18 protein-coding genes and 1 tRNA gene are annotated in these 20,465 nt (G+C 36.5%); 14 read left to right on the top strand and 5 right to left on the bottom strand.

Annotated features, from left to right (window positions below; translation table 11 throughout):
* Positions 1–651: 651 nt before the first annotated feature.
* On the bottom strand, positions 652–2,697 hold the full coding sequence (tkt, locus tag OOL03_RS04275) for a transketolase (RefSeq protein WP_264707073.1): 2,046 nt from the start codon (positions 2,695–2,697) through the stop codon (positions 652–654).
* Positions 2,698–2,810: 113 nt separating this feature from the next.
* Here tkt and rpsD point away from each other — a divergent pair, with 113 nt between their 5' ends.
* The 8 genes from rpsD (at position 2,811) to OOL03_RS04235 (ending at position 7,646) form a co-directional block, all read left to right on the top strand.
* Complete coding sequence (gene rpsD / locus OOL03_RS04270; RefSeq protein WP_010962555.1) at positions 2,811–3,425, top strand: 30S ribosomal protein S4; 615 nt, start codon at positions 2,811–2,813, stop codon at positions 3,423–3,425.
* A 9-nt stretch (positions 3,426–3,434) separates the two neighbouring features.
* Positions 3,435–3,521: transfer RNA gene (locus tag OOL03_RS04265), tRNA-Leu, on the top strand.
* A 30-nt stretch (positions 3,522–3,551) separates the two neighbouring features.
* Positions 3,552–3,752 (top strand): Fe-S cluster assembly protein IscX, encoded by a 201-nt coding sequence (iscX, locus tag OOL03_RS04260; protein WP_007552114.1) that lies wholly within the window; start codon positions 3,552–3,554, stop codon positions 3,750–3,752.
* Positions 3,753–4,207: 455 nt separating this feature from the next.
* Positions 4,208–4,549: a DUF721 domain-containing protein gene (locus OOL03_RS04255; RefSeq protein ID WP_010082513.1), complete on the top strand. Its 342-nt coding sequence runs from the start codon at positions 4,208–4,210 to the stop codon at positions 4,547–4,549.
* Positions 4,550–4,586: 37 nt separating this feature from the next.
* Positions 4,587–4,901: a 50S ribosomal protein L28 gene (rpmB, locus tag OOL03_RS04250; protein WP_006279619.1), complete on the top strand. Its 315-nt coding sequence runs from the start codon at positions 4,587–4,589 to the stop codon at positions 4,899–4,901.
* A complete protein-coding gene (gene lipA / locus OOL03_RS04245; protein ID WP_264707072.1) occupies positions 4,894–5,757 on the top strand; it encodes a lipoyl synthase in 864 nt (287 codons plus the stop codon). The genes rpmB and lipA overlap by 8 nt, the downstream gene beginning before the upstream one ends.
* 60 nt (positions 5,758–5,817) lie before the next feature.
* On the top strand, positions 5,818–6,534 hold the full coding sequence (gene ubiE, locus OOL03_RS04240; RefSeq protein WP_264707071.1) for a bifunctional demethylmenaquinone methyltransferase/2-methoxy-6-polyprenyl-1,4-benzoquinol methylase UbiE: 717 nt from the start codon (positions 5,818–5,820) through the stop codon (positions 6,532–6,534).
* On the top strand, positions 6,531–7,646 hold the full coding sequence (locus OOL03_RS04235) for an FtsW/RodA/SpoVE family cell cycle protein (protein WP_264707070.1): 1,116 nt from the start codon (positions 6,531–6,533) through the stop codon (positions 7,644–7,646). The genes ubiE and OOL03_RS04235 overlap by 4 nt, the downstream gene beginning before the upstream one ends.
* A 370-nt stretch (positions 7,647–8,016) precedes the next feature.
* On the opposite strand, the gene OOL03_RS04230 is transcribed toward OOL03_RS04235, so the two are convergent.
* A complete protein-coding gene (locus tag OOL03_RS04230) occupies positions 8,017–8,880 on the bottom strand; it encodes an Rpn family recombination-promoting nuclease/putative transposase (RefSeq protein ID WP_182320143.1) in 864 nt (287 codons plus the stop codon).
* Between the two features lie 817 nt (positions 8,881–9,697).
* Between OOL03_RS04230 and OOL03_RS04225 the strand changes: the two genes are divergently transcribed.
* From OOL03_RS04225 to OOL03_RS04205, 5 genes are all read left to right on the top strand, one after another.
* Positions 9,698–11,413: an ABC transporter ATP-binding protein gene (locus OOL03_RS04225; RefSeq protein WP_264707069.1), complete on the top strand. Its 1,716-nt coding sequence runs from the start codon at positions 9,698–9,700 to the stop codon at positions 11,411–11,413.
* A 195-nt stretch (positions 11,414–11,608) separates the two neighbouring features.
* Positions 11,609–11,827: a hypothetical protein gene (locus OOL03_RS04220; protein WP_010962563.1), complete on the top strand. Its 219-nt coding sequence runs from the start codon at positions 11,609–11,611 to the stop codon at positions 11,825–11,827.
* Positions 11,828–11,920: 93 nt separating this feature from the next.
* Positions 11,921–13,627: an arginine--tRNA ligase gene (argS, locus tag OOL03_RS04215; RefSeq protein ID WP_015589069.1), complete on the top strand. Its 1,707-nt coding sequence runs from the start codon at positions 11,921–11,923 to the stop codon at positions 13,625–13,627.
* Positions 13,628–13,721: 94 nt separating this feature from the next.
* On the top strand, positions 13,722–13,946 hold the full coding sequence (locus OOL03_RS04210) for a hypothetical protein (RefSeq protein ID WP_010962565.1): 225 nt from the start codon (positions 13,722–13,724) through the stop codon (positions 13,944–13,946).
* The gene (locus OOL03_RS04205) at positions 13,924–14,226 is read left to right on the top strand and encodes a type II toxin-antitoxin system RelE family toxin (RefSeq protein ID WP_233395579.1); all 303 of its coding nucleotides are present in this window, start codon (positions 13,924–13,926) and stop codon (positions 14,224–14,226) included. Before OOL03_RS04210 ends, OOL03_RS04205 begins: the two co-directional genes overlap by 23 nt.
* A 1,001-nt stretch (positions 14,227–15,227) precedes the next feature.
* On the opposite strand, the gene OOL03_RS04200 is transcribed toward OOL03_RS04205, so the two are convergent.
* The 3 genes from OOL03_RS04200 to OOL03_RS04190 all read right to left on the bottom strand — a co-directional run bounded on the left by OOL03_RS04200 (position 15,228) and on the right by OOL03_RS04190 (position 18,452).
* On the bottom strand, positions 15,228–16,523 hold the full coding sequence (locus OOL03_RS04200) for a Na+/H+ antiporter NhaC family protein (protein ID WP_264707068.1): 1,296 nt from the start codon (positions 16,521–16,523) through the stop codon (positions 15,228–15,230).
* 870 nt (positions 16,524–17,393) lie between these two features.
* Positions 17,394–18,017 carry a heme ABC exporter ATP-binding protein CcmA gene (gene ccmA, locus OOL03_RS04195; RefSeq protein ID WP_213862934.1) on the bottom strand — a complete coding sequence of 208 codons (624 nt, stop codon included), beginning with the start codon at positions 18,015–18,017 and terminating at the stop codon, positions 17,394–17,396.
* Positions 18,018–18,020: 3 nt separating this feature from the next.
* Positions 18,021–18,452, bottom strand: a complete 432-nt coding sequence (locus tag OOL03_RS04190) for a hypothetical protein (RefSeq protein ID WP_174515653.1) — start codon at positions 18,450–18,452, stop codon at positions 18,021–18,023.
* 195 nt (positions 18,453–18,647) lie between these two features.
* Here OOL03_RS04190 and aspS point away from each other — a divergent pair, with 195 nt between their 5' ends.
* Complete coding sequence (aspS, locus tag OOL03_RS04185) at positions 18,648–20,450, top strand: aspartate--tRNA ligase (protein WP_264707067.1); 1,803 nt, start codon at positions 18,648–18,650, stop codon at positions 20,448–20,450.
* The last annotated feature ends 15 nt before the right edge of the window (positions 20,451–20,465 follow it).

Genomic DNA, 20,465 nt, shown 5'->3' with positions numbered 1-20,465 from the left:
ATCTCATAAAGTGTGATGCAACAAAGCCATTCCAGTGTCAAGTGCTGGAATGACATCCTCTCTAAGTAGCCTCCTTCTCCTGTTATCTCAGTGCGTGACACTGGGATGGCTTTGTTGCATCGCTAGCTATGATGGATTAAAGATAAAAAAGATAGGGAATATCAGTAGCTTATTATTCTGGTATTTATAACAAGAACGGTCAGTGAATACCTAAATTTGAGTAAAAGAAATTTCACTACCACTCACTAATCTGGCTAAAATTCAAGAATTTCAATGCTTTAGCTATTTTCAATAGAATTAAATTTATTAATATAAATAACAAATTACTATTCTTAAATTTGATCAGATTGATTGCAAAAAAACAAGATTTTCAATAGGTTACTTATAATCCTAACTATAGTTAGCCTTTCATAAGTAGCGATGCAACAAAGCCCACTGGGATCTCATTTTACTTTATGATGATGTCATGAAAGTAGCTGACATTGGGATCCAGAAGACTTAATTTCAACCAAATAATAAAGGCTAGATCCCAGTGTCACGCACTGGGATGACAAAAAAAGGAGCACTGGAATGACACCATCTTGGATGGAAATAACGTCACGTACTGGAATGACAAAGAAGAGTGGGCTTTCATATGGTTATGCAAGAAGTCTACTGAATGTAAACCAGTTTCTCACACACACATTTTACCACATGATCGGCGCTGATATTAAGATGCTCATAAAGTGTTTTATAAGGTGCTGATTCTCCGAAGCTTTTCATGCCAATAAATATACCGTTTGAACCTATATACTTATGCCAACCCATTTCACTTCCGGCTTCAATTGCAACTTTAATGCTGTCATTATTTAATATTGCCGCTTTATATTCATCGCTTTGCTCGTCAAAAAGCCTCCAGCATGGCATAGAAACAATCCTTGTACCTATACCCTTTTCCTGCAATTTCTCCCTTGCTTCAACTGCAATTTCAACCTCGGACCCCGTAGCAAATATCGTCACTTTTAATTCTTTTGAACATTCACACAAAATATATGCACCAAACTTCGATAAATTAGCAGATTGATCGATATCAGAGTAGAACTTGCGCATGTAACTTACGTTTTGCCTTGAGAGCGCAAACAGTGCTGGAGATTCTTTCTTTTCGAGTGCAATGCTAACACACTCCAGAGTTTCAACTGCATCGGCTGGCCTAAAAACATATAGATTTGGTATAGCACGCAAAGAGGCTAAATGCTCTATTGGCTGATGAGTTGGGCCATCTTCTCCCACTCCAATTGAGTCGTGAGTCATGACATACATAACCTGCTGCTTCATCAGAGCTGAAAGACGTATAGCAGGACGACAATAGTCGGAAAATACCAAAAAAGTGCCGCCATAAGGAAGAATCGCGCCGTGAAGTGCCATACCATTCATACATGCTGCCATAGCGTGCTCTCTCACTCCATAGTGGACATAAGAGCCACTATAATTATTGCTATTTATTACCTGCATGTGCTTATATTTAGTGCAATTTGACCCAGTAAGATCAGCAGAACCGCCGATTAATTCCGGCATAGACTCAGTTAAAAGTTCCATTACCCTACCAAAAGAAGATCGAGTAGCTTCGTTTGGCATTAGCTCACATATTTGTTTCTTCAGGTCAGCTAAAACACCAGCGATATTATCTGGTAGATGTTTATCTAACCGTCTTTGAAGTTCTACATGATATCCTGTTACCCCAGCTCCACTTTTTGTCATCCCAGTGCTTGACACTGGGATCCATTCTTTTTCTTCTTTCCTGGTCACGCGCTGGAATGACACCAAATTGTAGTTTTGTTTTGCTCTCTCAACAGTTTTCTTCCAGGCATTTTTCACATCTTCTGGTACATGGAATGGTTCATAATTCCAGTTTAATTTCTCTCTCATCTGTTTTATGTCTTCCTCCGAAAAAGCACCACTGTGAGCAGAGGATGTGCCAGCACGGCTTGAAAATTTTCCGATAATAGTTTTGCAGCAGATCATTGTAGGTTTATCAGACTTTTTTGCTTGCTCTATTGCAAGGGATATGGCATCAAAATCATGGCCATCAATTTTGTCAACATTCCATCCATACGCTAAGAAGCGTTTCTCTACATCATCAGAGCAGGAAAGGCAAGTAGCGCCATCTATAGAGATATCATTATCATCAAAAAGAGCTATGAGCTTATTCAATTTAAGATGCCCAGCAAGTGATGCTACCTCATGGCTTATTCCTTCCATAAGACAGCCATCCCCTAGCATCACGTAAGTGTAGTGATTGATTCTGAATTGCTTTTTAAGGATTGATTCAGCAAGTGCCATGCCAACAGCAGCGGCAAACCCCTGACCGAGCGGGCCTGTTGTTGCCTCTACCCCGGAAGTCAAGCCGAACTCTGGATGACCTGGGGTCTTGGATCCCATTTGTCTGAAGTTTTTTAGCTCATCTATGCTAATATAACCTGTCAAATATAATATTGAGTATAGTAACATTGACCCATGACCGTTTGATAAAACAAAGCGATCTCTATTGAACCATTTAGAATCATCAGGATTATGATTCAGATATTTAGCAAACAAAACAGTTGCAACATCTGCCATGCCAAGTGGCATACCTGGGTGTCCAGAGTTTGCTTTTTGTACTGCATCAATTGATAAAAAACGGATGGCGTTTGCCATAGATTTTAAATGTGAATGATTCATGTGTTAATAGAAAAACTTAAAAATGAAGTATAAAAGATTATATCAGCAAAAACAAGTTGACACTGAGTGCTAAAATCCTTAATAATCTAAAGTTAAATCGTGAGAGTTTTTATATGACAACTGTTATCACTAGAAAGTATAGGATTAGCCGTAGACTTGGTGTAAATTTATGGGGTAGAGCTAAAGACCCAGTAAACAAAAGGAAATACCCTCCAGGTCAACATGGTATTCTTGGATTCAAGAAGTTATCTGACTTTGGTAAGCAGTTTGCTGCACATAAGAAATTTAAGTTTTACTACGCGATTTCAAGTAAGCAGCTTAGACGTACATTTTTAGATGCTTATAACAGAAAGGGTTATACGGCTGATAATTTTATCGGTATCTTAGAATCGAGATTAAGTTCTGTTTTATACCACTCTGGTCTTGTTCCAACAATTTACTCAGCAAAGCAGCTCATATCTCATAAGCACGTTACAGTTAATGATAAGGTGGTTAACATATCGAGTTATCGAGTGAAGCCAGGTGATATAATAAAAATAAGAGAAAGGGCAGCAAAAATCCCTGTAGTAGTAGAAGCTGAACAAAAACAAGAGCGCAAGGCTCCGGATTATTTAGAAGCAGATAGTAAAGAGCATTCAGTGAAATATTTGAGGTCGCCTCAATATTCTGAGGTTCCTTATTCAGCAGACATGGAAGTCAATTTAGTAGTAGAGTTTTACTCTAGATAGATAAAAAAAGCCCGTGTGGCGGAATCGGTAGACGCAGCGGACTTAAAATCCGTGGGTTTTGCGACCTTGGGAGTTCAAGTCTCCCCATGGGCACCAATTTAACTTAGCAGATAAATACAAAAAAGTATGAAATGGCTTGATATAGAAGATATTGTGGAAGCTCTGGAGGAAAAATTTCCAAATGAGAATATAATTAGTATCAGATTCACTGAGCTTAAAAAAAAGGTCTTGAGTTTAGAGGAATTTGATGATGATGAAAAACGCTGTAACGAAAAAATACTCGAAGCTATTCAAGCAGCTTGGATTGAGGAAAGATTAACCGCATAGCAATAAACCATACGCAAACGTGATTTCTATTACAATTTGCATATTGATTATGCTATTTTTTGGATCTAGCCTGGCAAGTTAATAATAATTTAACTAATTACAATTAAAACAGCTATAAGGTTAATTATGAGGCAAAGATGACAGCACAAAATTTGGTAAATGGAACGATCTTGGCAAGTGCTACGTTGAGATAAGTTTTGCATAAAAATACTGCTTTTACGGTGTGAGGCCAGAGGGTAGAGCCTTTGTAAAGCAGTTAGAAGGTTGTCATCTAAGTAGCGTGACCAAAGCTAGATTCCGCGAACACGCCGCGGAATGACGACTATGCAATATGCGTTGCGGAGTGACGATTATGGTCATACCGTCACGGTATCTCACAAACATGTAGCAGTAATGACAAAATCTCAAGTTATATGTATACTTTTATATTATCTACCTACTAAAAAAACAGAAAAATGCTCAAACGTAGCGGTCCAAAAAAATTAAAGTCTATAATTGAAAACTATGCATTAAAATGCATGAAAAATAAGATTAGTAAAAATGAAATACGTCTTATTTTAAACTGGCGAAATATAGTAGGGAAAGAAATAGCAGAGTGTACAAAACCGAAAAAGATCTCATATGCACAGAATATAAATTCGGGTGTGTTGCATCTGGTAGTAACAAATGGCAGCAAAGCATTGGAAATTCAGCATATGATTTCTCTTATAATAGAAAAAATTACGATATTTTTTGGTTATAAAGCAGTATATGGTATAAAAATTAAGCAAGAGAGTATTGACTATTTGACTATATAAGGTAATCTAAGTACATAGAATAATTTGGTATATTGAAGTGAGTAGAGTTTGTGAATTAACAAATAGAAAAAAATCTTTTGGTAATAAGGTATCACATTCGAATCGTAAAACAAAGCGTACCTTTCTTTTAAATTTACATAAGGTTACGTTGACAAGTGATATATTGAATAAAAAGTTTAGATTTCGTGTGGCAACAAGAACTTTGAGAACTATAGATTACAAAGGTGATTTAGATGCTTTTTTGCTCAACACAAGAACGATTAAACTAAGTGAGAAAGCGCAGAAGATAAAAAGAAGGTTGAAAAAAGTTTTAGTAAAGCAAGAGGTAGAGTTAGCCGTTTCAGATGCATAACAAACCTCAATGGCTCAGAGCAAAAGCTCCGACCGGTGAAGTATTCAATGAAACCTTAAGCATCGTTAAACTGCATAACTTACATACGGTATGTGAAGAAGCTGCATGTCCAAATATTGGTGAATGTTGGAATAAACGTCACGCTACTGTGATGATTCTCGGTTCTGTTTGCACTCGTGCTTGTGCATTTTGCAACGTTGCAACTGGCATTCCTGATAAGTTAGACCCTCATGAACCAGAAAATTTAGCAAAAGCAATAAAAAAGTTAAACTTAAAACATGTTGTCATTACTTCTGTTGATCGTGATGATTTACCAGATGGTGGCGCAAATCAGTTTATACAGTGCATAGAAGAAATTAGAAAGATAACTTCAGAAACAACAATAGAGATTTTAACTCCTGATTTTTTAAATAAGAAAGGAGCATTTGAAGCAATTGCTGTTGCATCACCTGATGTCTATAACCACAATATTGAAACAGTGCCGAGATTGTATGCAAAAATAAGACCACGAGCTCGCTATTTTCATTCACTATATTTGCTGAAGATGGTAAAGCAGATTAATCCTAAAGTTTTCACAAAGTCAGGGCTTATGGTTGGTCTTGGAGAAACAAAAGAGGAAATACTTCAGGTTATGGACGATTTGCGCAGTGCTGAGGTTGATTTTATTACAATTGGTCAATATCTACAACCAACTCCAAAACATGCAAAACTTGATAGGTATGTTACCCCAGAAGAGTTTGAGCATTATAAATATATTGCTTACTCCAAAGGTTTCTTAGTGGTTGCATCAAGCCCACTGACTAGGTCATCATACCACGCTGAAGAAGATTTTAACAGGCTCAAGGCCTGTCGTTGACATTTGTGTTAATTCAAATTAATTTTTACTAATTATAAAGGAGTTGAGCGACTTTACGTAATGTCTACTATAAAAATCAAGAAGAAATCACAATTAGTTAAAGAGGTATTCGATTCCGTGGCAAGTCGCTACGACACCATGAATGATATAATGAGCCTCGGAATGCACAGATTATGGAAAGATAAGATGGTAAATAGTGTGCATTTTACAAAAAACTCTAAGGTTTTAGATGTTGCTGGAGGAACTGGAGATATAGCAATAAGAATAGTAAGAAAAGAGCCAAGTGCTAAGGTTACAGTATGCGATATAAATCAAAACATGCTAAACAGAGGACGTGATAAAGCTATAAATTCAAACCAAATTAATTTTGATTGGGTATGTGCAAGTGCAGAAAGTTTACCATTTGAAGACTCCGAATTTGGTTATTGCACAATAGCTTTTGGCATTCGAAATGTTTCTGACCGCAAGAAGGCTTTAAATGAGGCGCACAGGGTATTAAAACCACATGGGAAATTTATCTGCTTAGAATTTGCCCCTATGCACTATCAAAATGAGATATTTACCAAACTTTATGACTTATATTCATTTAAAGTAATTCCTAAAATTGGCAGCATAGTTGCTAAAGACAAGAGTTCTTATGAATATTTAGTGAAGAGCATCAGAGAATTTCCAACTCAGGCTGATTTTAAAATGGAAATTGAAGAGGTAGGCTTTAAGAATGTTGAGTTTCATAATATGAGCTATGGAATAGTGGCATTACACATTGGAACAAAATGAATATTAAACTCTGGTATAGAACGCTGGATTATTATCTCATCCTTCCAGTGTTTTTTTTGCTCACTATAAGCTTCATTCTTGTTTATTCAGCAAGCCCTGTAATTGCGCAGCGTCTTTCTTTACCACAAGATTATTTTATACGGCGTCACACAATTTATATAGTCCTGTCACTAATTACCTTGGTGACATTTTCTTTTCTCAACACAAGAACTATACTTAACCTCTCATTCGCAGGTTTCGCTTTATTTACTATTCTAGTAGCAACTGCGATAATACTTGGTATAGAGGTAAAAGGTGCGAAACGATGGTTACATGTTGTCAAAATTTCAGTTCAACCATCTGAGTTCGTAAGGCCATTTTTTTCTGTTGTTATAGCTAGTATCTTGGCCAGCGAAATGAAGTTTAAAATACACATATCAATCATAATATTTCTGTTAGTTTTTGTGTTGTTACTTTTGCAACCTGATTTCAGTATGTCTATGCTTTTAACATATTCTTTTATTGGTCAAATGTTTATTGCATGTATACCACTTTTATACTTTTTATGCATAATAGGAATGGCCACAACTGGAACTACAATAGCTTACTTATGCCTCCCACATATAAAGCAAAGGATTTACAATTTTGTCTTTTTTACGCAACGCGATAACTTTCAAGTCACAAAATCATTAGAAGCATTCAAAAGAGGTCAATTAACTGGAGTTGGACCTGGTGAAGGTAGCGTAAAAGCCTCTCTTCCTGATTGTCATACAGATTTTGTGTTTTCTGTTTTAGCAGAAGAATTTGGTTTGATTACGTGCTTAGCCACATTGATGTTATTTGGTATCATTTCCGCCCGCTTGCTTTACGTTGCATATAGGGAAAATGAATTATTTAATCTGTTAGTGATTCTCGGTATCTCAATGCAATTCATCACACAATTCATAATAAACATAGGGGTAACATTGAGTGTTTTTCCTACCACCGGCATAACCCTGCCGTTACTTAGCTATGGTGGTTCTTCTCTTTTATCTTCGAGCATCGCACTTGGCATAATGCTGTCTTTCAGTAGAAACCAAGCTATCGCATTAAAGTTTCGTGAGCGTGTTATGCTTGGAAGGTATATGGACTAAACTTGTACCGCTCACAACTATTATTGGTATCCCTCCAAAATGGGTATCTGTTCAGATGAGTGGCAAAATAAGGTAGACGAGAAAAGCAACTATAGGAACAAATGGGTGTCATGCAAGTAGCTGACACTGGTATCCAGTCCTTTTGCACAGTTCCATCAAAAACGTTGTAAAGCGCTTTCGTGTTTACCAACTTAGTGCCCAATCTGGATCCCAGACTGGGATGACAAAAAAAGGAGCACTGGAATTTTTGTTTCAGCATTAGCCATGCATCTGAACAGATACCAGAAAATATTCCACTGACATGCTGAACAACAAATACATCACTATGTCATTTATCGCAAAAACTTATATTTTTCGTAACCATTCACACTTAATTCTGCAATTCTTTGATCTCACTCATAGAAAGACCAGTAGTTTGAGCTATAATATTAAAAGAAACACCTGCTTTAAGTAGATTCTTTGCGACTTCAATTTCCCTCTCTTTTCTACCTTCCTCTTTAGCAAGATCAAGTCTGTATTCAAGAATGGCTTCTTCTTTGCGCAGATCCATTATTCTTTCTTCATAAGCTACTAGATCTTTTTCATTCCAGTGAAACTTATCTAATTCATCATATGCTAGCTTTATTATTGGTGATTTTTCCGCAATTTTTCTGAGATCTTCGTCCGTTGTTTCATCTGCATATTTGAAAAAAAATAGCCAACGGTCTACTACACTTTCTAGTTGTTCTTCTCTACTCTTAGGAAATTTTGGCAGCTCTATGAAGATAAATTGAAAATCTTTTAAGTCATGCTCATTGGTTTTTTCATCTCTTATGGTATGGCTAGATATATAGTCAAGCTTATCAGGGAATAAGGTACAATTTGAAATCGCGATAAAGAAAATCTTCTTTAAATCAACGTATTTACCAGATTTATCAGCTTGTCTTGAGTAAGCCTTAGCAGCATAAAGTTGTGCGCGTTTTTCAAAGCCTTTATCACGAGTGAGCTGCATCTCAATTATATACCTGTTCCCACTAGAATCCCTGCAAAGAACATCAACAATGCTTTGTTTATCAGAAGCAATTTCAGGGTCCATAATGGTGCTTAAGAATTCTACTTCTTGTATAGTGTTGACTTCAGTACATCCTAAAATATCGTTTAAAAAATGGATAAGAATATTCTTATTTTTTTCAGTGCCAAAGATTTTCTTAAATGTTAAATCTAACTTTGGATCGAGAAATTTAGAAAGAGCCATAGTAAAAATACTGAGAAAAGATTAATAATTATACACTATTATTAACAACTATTCAACCATATTTTTAAGTATAGCTATACCGCCGCGGCGCTAACACGTAGCGGGATGACGAGCTTATCGTCACGCCGCCACGAACCGTCATACCGCCGCGGTATCTCTTAACATAGATCCCTTACTTAACCGTCATACCTTAACATAGATCCCGCTAACACGTAGCGGGATGACGATTGTCGTTTAGCCATAAATACTTAAGAAATTTACCAAACGAAAAAAAAGGCAAAAGAAGCCCTAGTCATTGTCTATTTTCAGTATTGGCGTTTTTTAAGTCTTAAACACTGCAATTTAGCTGCTTTTAAATGCAACACACCTTAGTTTAAATGTTTAAGAAATTTACTAAGCAGAAAAAAAGGCAAAAGAAACCCCGTGTTAGCTAGTTGTCACTCTCTAATCCTGCAAATTGGCGTACTATACTGTCTTAAACGACTTATAAGCGCGTTTCAGCTTATATAGGTAAAAACCTAGAAATGTTGTGAAGACATAAGGTGCACATAGTGCAAAAAATTAAAAATAAGACGCCAACTACGTTGTTTTCTTGCTGTTTAATCTGCACAGATGAAGATAACTGAATACCTTCAATACCATGATAAGAGGACTGGCGGAGTTTGTCAAGCAAGTTTTTCGTTTCTGCGGGCTACTACCCTTTCTTGGTGGACTAAAATCACAACAGCTGCAGAACCTAAATTGCTTCATACTACACCTTTCCCCTTTCCCCTGAAACTAAAATCTATATACTTAACTTTAGAAACTTTAAAATAAGATGCGATCTAATATTAGGCAGTTATTTTACTATATAAAGCCTAATCTATCCTATTTTGTCATAGCTTTTATTGCAGTTTTATTTTCAGCCTTAACGATCCTCCTCTTTGGCAGAGGCTTAAGCAATGTAATTGATTCTGGCACAGAGCACGATTTTACTACCAAACTATTAGTTGCAATACTTATAGTTTTAGCCATTTCTCTCACTGCATTTACTCGGTTATATTTCATTGGCATTGGCAGCGAGAAAGTTATCGCAAGAATCAGATATGACTTATATAGCAGTATCACTAACTTGCAACCAAGTTTCTTTGAGAACACAGGCGTACAAGATGTTATCTCAGCGTTAATTACTGATACCTCTGTGCTGCAATCAATAATAAACAGCAGCTTACTAACCATATTACGAAATTTTGTGATTCTGATTGGCAGTGTTGCTATGTTATTATATACAAATATACAACTAACTGCGTATGCAGCCGCAATAATACCTATACTACTCATTATCATGACCTCACTTGGAAAAAAAGTGCGTAGCTATGCACGCTTTGCCCAGGATAAATTAAGTGAGCTTGCGTCATTTAGTGAGGAAAATTTTAGATCTATAGTGACTATCAAATCGTTTGTACTCGAAGAAAATGAAAAAACCCGTTTTAAGGAGTATTTAAACTCAGTATCAAAATCATACGTAAAATTAGTACTCTTGCGTGCTATTTTAGTAACTCTAGTTATCACGTGTGTGATAGGTTCACTAGTTGTTTTGCTCTTTTTTGGTATTAAAGAAATCTTAAGCAATAATATAACTATTGGAGAACTCTCCTCATTTGTGTTTTATTCAGCGCTCGCAGCAGGAGCTATAAATAATTTGAGCGATAATATCAGTGATTTACAACGAGGTCTTGGAATAGTAGAGCGTTTATTTGAATTTAAAAATATGAAAAGCTCTATAGCAGATCCCGATGATCCTATAAAAATTTGTAGTGTTCAAAAGGGAATTTCGTTTAATGGCGTAACATTTTTTTATGAATCTCAGTCTGATAAGCCAGCGTTAAATAACGTATCATTTTCTATAGAGGCAGGTCAAGCAGTATCAATTGTTGGACCATCTGGCAGTGGTAAAAGCACCATTTTAAAGCTTCTGCTCCGTTTTCATGATCCAAACAAAGGTAGCATTACTATCGATGGGCACAATATTAAGTCAATTGCGCTAAATGACCTCAGATCGTTGTTTGGCTTAGTGCCACAAGATCACATGATATTTTCTTGCTCAATAATGGAAAATATACTATATGGCAAACCAGGTGCCGAATATGAGGAAGTGAAGCAAGCAGCCATCAGCGCTTATGCGATGGAATTTATTGATAAGCTGCCTGATAAATTTGATACATTTGTAGGAAAAAGAGGATTAAAACTTTCTGAAGGACAAAAACAACGTATTGTAATAGCAAGGGCCATACTCAACAATCCTCAGGTTTTAATACTGGATGAAGCAACCTCTGCCCTTGATTACAAAAGTGAGAACCTCGTGCAAAAAGCATTGAGCAAGTTAATGCAAAACAGAACAACAATCGTAATTACACACAGGCTATCAACCGCACTCAAGACTGACAAGATTATAGTAATTAATCATGGAAAAGTAGAAGAAGTAGGAACTCATGACTCTCTAATGAGTAAAGACGGGCTGTATGCAAAACTGGCGAAGATACAGTGGAATTGAAAGAAAATTTAAATCATACCGTTAGTTGATATGCTAGATTTATAATTAAAATTATTAAATTTTTAATTTTATTATTTTATAATGGTTCCATAGTTATCCGGAAATTTCGTGATCTGTAGTTTCTTTCATTCACGTTATATTCATAGCTTGTTCTATCTTAATGTAATTCCAATTTTGACTGTATAGGAGGTCTCTATGTTAAAACATAACTATAGTGATAAAATCAATAATCGCTATTCATATACTAACAAATTTTCTTATAGTGATGAGGGTGTAGACGAGACGATCAAGGATAAAATCACAACTGAAGATCAGGTAGTAACTGATGATGTTGAAGAGCCTGATGCTGGTAATGATGGTTACAGCGAAGGTATGGCTTTCTCTTACCATGGTTACGGCAACGACTTAATATAAACTCTGATCCAGGAAGATAAAATAGTTAAGATAAACCTTCAACTAGTCCCACTTATTCACTATACTGCTATAGATTTTATAGCAATATAGTGAATGAACATTTTTAAGCAGATTTCCTCTCTAATCTTTAGTAAATTGAATGAGTTGAAACAAAGGGGTGTTATAAGCACAAGTGCAGCAAACTTTATCATAGAGCCTCCAAGCAATAGAGTCCATGGAGACATTTACACAAATGTTGCTATGGTGCTTGCAAAGCATGAAAAGAAGAATCCCATTGAAATTGCAGAGGTTTTAGCCAAAGAATTTGAACTTTTTGATGAAGTTGCAAAAGTGGAAATAGCAGGCTCTGGTTTCATCAACATGCACTTAAAAATAGAAGTGTGGCATGGAATTTTAAAACAAATAAATGAGCTAAAAACAGAGTTTGGCACCCTAGATATAGGGAACAATCAGGCCATCAATGTTGAATTTGTATCTGCAAATCCAACTGGTCCACTGCATATTGGTCATGCAAGAGGGGCAGTATTTGGTGACGTTCTGGCAAATTTATTGAAAAAAGTTGGTTATAAAGTTACTAAGGAATACTATATTAATGATGCTGGAGCACAGATAGATACGCTAATTCGGTCAGTGTATTTGCGATATAAAGAAGCTCTGGGAGAAAAAATTAGTGTTGAAAAAGGTTTATACCCAGGTGAATATTTAAAACCGATAGGGGAGGGGCTGGCCAAAAAATATGGCGCAGAGCTTCTAGAAAAGCAAGATAATCAAGTGATTAGAGACTATACTTTAAGTTCTATCTTAGAAATTATAAAGGAAGACATGAACTTACTTGGAGTAAATCATGATGTTTTTACTTCAGAGTATGAGCTACAAAAAAGTGGCAAAATTGAAGAGAGTATAAAGATATTGTCTGACAAGGGTCTAGTGTATGAAGGGTACCTGGAGAAACCAAAAGGCAAAGAAAGCGAAAATTGGACTTCCAGAAAAGAGATGCTATTTCGCTCTACAAAATTTGGTGATGACGTTGACCGTGCATTGAAGAAAGAGGACGGCAGTTGGACTTATTTTGCCTCGGATATCGCTTACCATTTTGATAAGATATCGCGTGGTTTTAACAATATGATCGTAGAGCTTGGTAGTGACCACGGCGGTTATGTCAAAAGACTCAAAGCAGTCGTCTCTGCGCTCAGTGATGATCAAGCAAAAATAGAGGTAAAACTGCATAATATTGTGAATTTTTTCGAGAACGGCAAACCTGTTAAGATGTCCAAAAGATCAGGAAACTTCCTAACAGCAAGAGATGTAGTGGAAGAAGTTGGCAGGGACATAACTCGTTTTATAATGCTAACACGCAAGAATGATATGGTCTTGGACTTTGATTTTGCTAAAGTTAAAGAACAGTCAAAAGACAACCCTATTTTTTACGTGCAATATGCGCATGCTCGTGCTCATTCGTTAATGCGTAATGCTCCAAAAGAGCTCCCAACAGCAGATCCTTCACTTTTAAGGACAGGTGGAGAGCTCTTCCTCATAAAAACCTTAGCAAAGTGGCCAGATGTGGTAGAAATTGCAGCAAGGCTTTGTGAGCCACACAGAATTACTTTCTACTTACTTGAAGTTGCAGAAGCGTTTCACGTTTTATGGGGGTATGGCAAGAGTGATTTAAACATGCGTTTCATACTGGAAGACAACTTAAACCTCACCGCTGCAAGAATGTTTCTCGTGCAGGCCTTAGCACACGTCATCGCTTCTGGACTTTCTATCTTCAATATAGAGCCTTTGGAAGAGATGAGTTGATTTTTTTATGCAAGATTGTTTTTTCAACGAATAGAGAAGTTGACAAAATTAAGTAAAAATGTTATAGTTTATAGTAGTATTTTCTGGTTAATATATGGCTCACAGTCAAAAAAAGCTCAATGTTAATGTAAGTTTTGACAGTAAATTGGCTCAGTATCTTACAGAAATGGCAGAGACTCAAAATAAAACTATTCCTGAAGTTTTAGTAGATTTAGTGGAAGAAGAGTTCGAAGAAGATGTAGAGCTATCCAAAATAGCTGACGATCGCCTCTCTGAAGGTGAAGAAGAAGTAGAGGATGATGAAAACATCTGGAAATAAAACTTACACTATAAAATTCTTAAAAAATGTTATTGAAAAAGAAATTCCAGCTCTTCCGGCAAAGATTAAATTAATGGTTCAGGAGGCCATAAAGAAACGCCTTACAGTTGATCCTTTTAATCTAGGAAAGCCTTTATGTCATAGCTTTAGAGGGCAATATAGGATAAGGGTTAGCAACTACCGTATAATTTACATCATAAATCATTCAGAACGTAAAGTACTTATTACTGCAGTGGGGTATAGAAAAAACATTTACAAACACAGAAGATTACACAATTAAAAATATAAGAAAGATCTCACCGCTGCAACTTGTCCAAGCCTTAGCACACGTCATTGCTTCTGGACTTTCTATCTTTAATATAGAGCCGTTAGAAGAAATGAGTTGATTTTTTTTTGTTACAATATGTAATGATCAAAATATTATTCAAAGTAGGGTAAAGTTATGACGATCAGTTTTAGGGAGTATTCAACTGTATTCACTGAAGTTGCGGAACAGACAGATTTAAATGGAAATAACATAATTGAAAGAATAAAAGGGCATTAGCATAGATCCCGCTAACAAGCAGCGGGATGACGGTTGTCAGGGTGTCAGGCTAGTACCTTCTCTTGTCATCCCAGTGCCTAGACACTGGGATCCAGAAAAGTTTGCTTGTGAACAAGCAAACTAGCATGGAAAGTGGTTACAACATTTTCGATGAGATTATATGGAAAACTGTATTCCAGTGTCAAGCACTGGAATACATCACAGGGGCACTGGAATGACACCCTTTACGGGCTCTTAAATTGCAACTATAAATGTTTAAGAAATTTACCAAATGAAAAAAAAGGCAAAAGAAGCACCATGGTGGTTGGCTATTTACTATGTACTAAAATATCGGCGTTTTTTTTATTCTAAAACGCTTGATTAAGAGCGATTTAGCTGCTTTTAACTTGCAACTAACCTACACCGCAAGTGTTTAAGAAATTTACTAAGCAGGAAAAAAGGCAAAGAAACCCCGTAGTAGCTAGCATTCAAATTCTCCCTTGTCAATTTGACGTTTTTTGCTGTCTTAAACGCTTTGTAAGCGCGTTTCGGCTTATATAGGTAAAAACCCAGAAATTTTTAAAGACATGCGATGCACGTAGTGCGAAAAATTAAACATGAGACGCCAAATACCCTAAGTTTTTTGTCATTAACCTGCACAGATTGCGAAGATAAATAAATAGCTTCAGTTTCATGATAAGGGGGTTGGCGAAGGGTGTCAAGTAATTCCGTTCCTTATGGGTAAAAAAAGAGAAACTCTAAGTTGCAGCCGCACAATGTTTCTCTTTTCTGCTGTTGATGATTATTTCGCCTATTGTAACTGCCGCTAGAATAAAGCAATAATATACCTGTGTTAATAAAGAAATAGGTGATACAGAGGCGATGCTACCTGCTAGCAATAGTTGGGAACCATAAGGTAAGATACCTTTTGTAGCACAAGCAAAAACATCTAATAAGTATGCGCTGCGATGTGGCGCAATACTGTGTTTTTGTGCAAGCCTTTTTGCAATGCCACCACTTAGTAAAATAGCAATGGTATTATTGGCAACTAAGGTAGTAAACATAGACGCAATTCCTGCTATCACAAATTCAGCTTTAGTTTTTGTGATATTGCTTTCATCGATGAGTTTATGCAACGCTTTTTGACCTTGCTTGTACATTATATGGCTCAATCCACCGATAAATAGAGCAAATATCACTATTTCGTTTACTTTTTTGAAACCGTCATATACGTCATGAGGAAATTGAATGATAGCATAGTCAAAAAAAGTTATTCCTAGCACACCAGCAATAATTATGTTTATAGTTATTGTTACTAAAGTGGCGACTTCAAACAGCCCCATGATTATTAAAGAAATGTAAGGAATAATTTTTATTATAGAATAATAATCTAAATTTGATATAGAAATAATTTTTGTACTATTTGAGGCAACTGCTAGGTAGATGAGTGTTATAATGCTGGCAATAAGTGCAACTTTAGAGTTCATTTTAAGTTTATCTTTTGCTGAAGCTTCCTGTGAAGAAACAGATGCAATGGTGGTATCAGATATCATCGAAAGGTTATCGCCAAACACGGCACCACCTACTACAGTTGCAGTTCCTATTTCGAGACCAAAAGCTCCACTTTTTGCCAGATTAACAGCTATAGGTACCATCAGCGCAACAACTCCCATAGATGTGCCAATTGCAGTTGAAATAAAAGCAGAAGCCAAAAATACTCCAGGCAGCAGTAATCTTGCTGGAAGGAAATTAAGAATTAAATTAGCAACAGTGTCTGCGCTACCGATTGATTGAGTCACCGCAGAAAATGCTCCAGAAAATAAAAAAATTAAACACATAGTAAGGGTGTTTTTGTCACCCATGCCCTTGATAACAGTATCGATGTTATGCTGAATTTTATTTGTACCACGTGAGACAGCAAAAAATAGTGCTGGTAATAAGCAGATTACTGGTGAAACCTGATGAAGTGGATTATCAGTTCCGATAAAAGAAAAATAAGCACCACTTCCAAGATACAAGATTAAAAAAATAATCAAGGGGACAAAAGCTGTCATTTTACTGTACCTAAACTTATAACTATAACTAATTAAGTGGTTTTAAGCAAGTTTGGTTTTCACTAGTTCTACAGGAAGTCAATAGCAGAGTTTTAAACTTCATATTTAATCTACTAAATAAATAGCACATGTAGCTTATTGCTTGACAATAGGATCTAATTGTTGTCTAGATTCCAGCATCACGCGCACAACTGTACGAACATTTGTTTGCGAAGAAATGTTATAGCTGGTTTTGCCTCAAACACAAAGATGTCATCCGAGTAGCTGACTACTTGGATCCAGAAAATTTTGCTGCGAGTAAGCAAATTTGTTTGGTGAGCATAGAAAGTGGAATGTGTAAGCGCAGCCTCAACAGGTTGTCATCCAAGTAGCTGACTACTTGGATCCAGATTGGATACTGAGTTGGTGAGTATAAAAGTATAGCTAACGCGAGCTCTACGTCATACCGCCGCAGAATAATTAACCGTCATACCGCGATTCATTCGCAGTATCCCTTCGCGGTATCCCTTAGCCGCTAACAAGCAGCGGGATGACGGTTGTCGTTTAGCCATAAATATTTAAGAAATTTACCAAATGAAAAAAAGGCAAAGAAAACCCGTGCTAGTTATTCACTCTCTATTTTAAAATTTGACGTTGGGTGATGTCTTGAACAGCGCGTTTCAGCTTGTATAGCTAGAAGTTTTATAAAGACATAAGGTGCACATAGTGCAAAAAATTAAACATGACACACCAGATATACTAAGTTTTTTTGTCGTTTTATCTGCACAGACTGAAGATAAATAAATAGCTTCAGTTTCATGATAAGGGGACTGGCGAAGGGTGTCAAGGAAGTCTTTTCGTTTCTAATGGTTGTTAACGTGCTGCCAAAAACTATGCAAGAAGTCTATTGAAATCGCGTATATCAATCGTTGTAAAATCACACAATTGCTCTGTAGAGCTATGCCCTGTAATAATTACTATACCATTTTGCTCAGAGCGTATTGAGATTAAGTTCAGCACTAATTCACACGTTGCACTATCAAGATTACAAAATGGTTCATCTATCAGCCAAACGTTTGCATTAGAAATCAAGAGGCGAGCAAGCGCAACTCTCCTTTTCCAGCCTGCAGAAAGTTCGCCATATCTAATATTAAGTACAGGTTGCAACTGCAAGCAACAAATAGCTGCCACAATCAATTCTCTAGTATTTCGTATTCCTGCCCAGAATTCTACGTTTTGAGCAACAGTTAAGCTATCTTTACAGGCATTCTTATGGCCTATATAGACCATAGAAGGTATATAGGATTTTGGATCATCATATATATCTTTTCCGCAGTGCCTTATATTGCCTGATACCGGCGGTAAAAGTCCAGATAAACTTCTAATTAAGCTGGTTTTACCACTACCATTTGGACCAGTGATTAGAATCTTTGATTTTAGCTCAGCTTTAAAACTGAGATTCTTAAATAGTACCTTATTATTACGAGCGCAGGATAAATTTTCACATTCAAGCATGGATTATCTGCCCTTTCCCTTATGTTTACCTTGAGTTGAAGCCTGAGCTTTTACAAACAGCTCCCAAAATCCTTTCTGTCCGCCTTCTCTATGTATCAATTGTGCAAAACGCTGCATTAAACCATTACCCATCATAACCATCTTTGTCCATTTACCTACCGGTTTTGCTATGTCAACTATTTCTGGATCTTCTTTATAAACTTGCACATCTTTTTGTTTCTCGCGTAGCGTTTCTTGTTGTTTCATCAACTCTTTTTGCTTATTTTTTTGATATAATTCATTGAATTTTCTGTCTTCTTCCCACTCTTCTTTAAAAACTTTTCTAGGAAATATGATTTTTCTAATGCGATTTTTGTATATTTTTCTCAAAAAGAGAAATACTGCAGCTACAGCAAGTAATGTTACGCTATATAATATGATCTGTGTAAGTGGCATTTCCTGTATCTAATTCATTAAAAATACCCTTACTATTATACCATAATTATAGAAATTGTGCAATTTTTTTGCGGGTAAAGACAATATAAAAGCAGTACTGCTCTATTTCGAAAATTGCGCAAATATCTGAGAATGGGCTTGTATGTAGTAAGGTTTATTTCTATACTTTTTAAAGAATTTAGAAGTGAAACAAATATGAACTGCTACAAGACTCACACGTGCAATGAATTAAGGAAGAATGATGTAGGAAAGGAAGTTACCCTCTCTGGATGGTTATACCGTAAGCGCGATCACGGTAACCTAATCTTTGTTGATTTAAGAGACTTCTATGGAATCACTCAACTAGTATTGAATAATGACAAAGACTTTTTTGATGAGATATCAAATTTAAAATTGGAGAGTGTAATTACTGTTACAGGAATAGTTGAAGCTAGAACTGAAGATACGGTAAACAGCTCTATTTCTACCGGAGAAATCGAGGTGATAGTCAACAATTTGCGCGTTGAGTCGGAAGTTGAGTTCCACTTTGATGAAGAAATAGCAAAAGAAGAAAGAAGTATATTGGCAAGCATTACCGGCGAGCAAGAATACCCAGAAAACATGAGATTTAAATATCGATTTCTTGACTTAAGACGTGAAAAAGTCCGCAACAATATTATTTTGCGCTCACAAATTATTGCAGAGCTCCGCAAGCTCATGATAGAGCGAGGATTTTTAGAGATTCAAACTCCAATACTCACTGCTTCCTCTCCTGAAGGAGCACGCGACTACCTAGTGCCAAGCAGGCTAAATCCTGGCAAGTTCTATGCATTGCCACAAGCTCCGCAGATTTTCAAACAGTTGCTCATGGTCTCAGGGTTTGATAAATATTTCCAAATCGCACCGTGTTTTCGTGATGAAGATGCAAGGGCTGACCGCTCTCCTGGGGAATTTTACCAGCTAGACCTTGAAATGTCTTTTGTGACTCAAGAGGACATATTTGACGTTATTGAATCTGCTTTATATAAAGTGTTCGCCAAATTTTCTCGCAAGTCTGTCGATAAAGATTTTCCACGCATTACATACAAAGAGGCAATGCTTAAGTATGGTTCTGACAAGCCAGATTTGCGTAATCCACTATTAATCAGCGATGTTACAGAAATTTTTCGTGATTCAGGGTTCAATATTTTCAAAAGCAATATTGAGCGTGGTATGGTAGTGAGAGCCATCCCTGCACCTAAAACAGCAGAGGAACCACGCAGCTTCTTTGATAAAAAGATAGAACATGCGCAAAAAGAATTCGGTGCTAAGGGTCTCGGATATATAACGTTTGATAAAGATGGAACTGCGAAAGGCCCAATTGCTAAATTTCTTGATGAAAATAGGCTAAACCACATAAGAGAAGCAACAAACATAGAGCCAGGAGATAGTGTATTTTTTGCTTCTGACAAAGAGAATGAGGCGGCAAACATTGCAGGAAAAGTACGCACTCTTTTAGGGTCAGAACTCAGTCTTATAGATGATAATATCTTCAAGTTTTGTTGGATCATTGATTTTCCATATTTTGTATATGACGATAAAAGTAAAAAAATAGATTTCTTTCATAACCCATTCTCCATGCCACACGGTGGTCTGAAAGATTTAGAGGACAAAAATCCACTGGATATCCTTGCTTACCAATATGATCTTGTTTGCAATGGAATAGAACTGTCAAGTGGGGCGATTCGTAATAACAAACTGGATATCATGTATAAAGCTTTTGCCATTGCAGGTTATAGCCGGGGAGAAGTTGATACAAGATTCGGTGCACTTGTACGTGCATTCAGATTTGGTGTTCCTCCTCATGGTGGAATAGCACCAGGAGTTGATAGAATAGTTATGCTGCTTGCTGATGAGCCAAATATTCGTGAAGTAATCTGTTTTCCTATGAACCAGCAAGGTGAAGATGTTCTAATGGGTGCTCCTTCCAAGGTGGAGGATAAGCATTTACGTGAATTATCCTTGAAGGTTATTGAATGAAAAATTTTATAGCAA

It is taken from the genome of Wolbachia endosymbiont (group A) of Acrocera orbiculus (genome assembly GCF_947250015.1).
In the GTDB taxonomy this organism is placed as follows: Bacteria; Pseudomonadota; Alphaproteobacteria; order Rickettsiales; family Anaplasmataceae; genus Wolbachia; species Wolbachia pipientis.
The sequence above is the reverse complement of the archived record's forward strand: the minus strand, read 5'-3'. Positions and strand labels throughout refer to the sequence as shown.

What these genes read in the sequence shown, in the direction of transcription:
- OOL03_RS04205 (WP_233395579.1), top strand. Translation starts at nt 13,924, where the DNA reads ATGATGAAAACATCTGGAAATAAAACTTACACTATAAAATTCTTAAAA.
- OOL03_RS04210 (WP_010962565.1), top strand. Translation starts at nt 13,722, where the DNA reads ATGGCTCACAGTCAAAAAAAGCTCAATGTTAATGTAAGTTTTGACAGT.
- aspS (WP_264707067.1), top strand. Translation starts at nt 18,648, where the DNA reads ATGAACTGCTACAAGACTCACACGTGCAATGAATTAAGGAAGAATGAT.
- argS (WP_015589069.1), top strand. Translation starts at nt 11,921, where the DNA reads ATGAACATTTTTAAGCAGATTTCCTCTCTAATCTTTAGTAAATTGAAT.
- lipA (WP_264707072.1), top strand. Translation starts at nt 4,894, where the DNA reads ATGCATAACAAACCTCAATGGCTCAGAGCAAAAGCTCCGACCGGTGAA.
- OOL03_RS04255 (WP_010082513.1), top strand. Translation starts at nt 4,208, where the DNA reads ATGCTCAAACGTAGCGGTCCAAAAAAATTAAAGTCTATAATTGAAAAC.
- tkt (WP_264707073.1), bottom strand. Translation starts at nt 2,697, where the DNA reads ATGAATCATTCACATTTAAAATCTATGGCAAACGCCATCCGTTTTTTA.
- OOL03_RS04190 (WP_174515653.1), bottom strand. Translation starts at nt 18,452, where the DNA reads ATGCCACTTACACAGATCATATTATATAGCGTAACATTACTTGCTGTA.
- OOL03_RS04225 (WP_264707069.1), top strand. Translation starts at nt 9,698, where the DNA reads ATGCGATCTAATATTAGGCAGTTATTTTACTATATAAAGCCTAATCTA.
- OOL03_RS04235 (WP_264707070.1), top strand. Translation starts at nt 6,531, where the DNA reads ATGAATATTAAACTCTGGTATAGAACGCTGGATTATTATCTCATCCTT.
- rpsD (WP_010962555.1), top strand. Translation starts at nt 2,811, where the DNA reads ATGACAACTGTTATCACTAGAAAGTATAGGATTAGCCGTAGACTTGGT.
- ubiE (WP_264707071.1), top strand. Translation starts at nt 5,818, where the DNA reads ATGTCTACTATAAAAATCAAGAAGAAATCACAATTAGTTAAAGAGGTA.
- OOL03_RS04230 (WP_182320143.1), bottom strand. Translation starts at nt 8,880, where the DNA reads ATGGCTCTTTCTAAATTTCTCGATCCAAAGTTAGATTTAACATTTAAG.
- iscX (WP_007552114.1), top strand. Translation starts at nt 3,552, where the DNA reads ATGAAATGGCTTGATATAGAAGATATTGTGGAAGCTCTGGAGGAAAAA.
- OOL03_RS04220 (WP_010962563.1), top strand. Translation starts at nt 11,609, where the DNA reads ATGTTAAAACATAACTATAGTGATAAAATCAATAATCGCTATTCATAT.
- ccmA (WP_213862934.1), bottom strand. Translation starts at nt 18,017, where the DNA reads ATGCTTGAATGTGAAAATTTATCCTGCGCTCGTAATAATAAGGTACTA.
- OOL03_RS04200 (WP_264707068.1), bottom strand. Translation starts at nt 16,523, where the DNA reads ATGACAGCTTTTGTCCCCTTGATTATTTTTTTAATCTTGTATCTTGGA.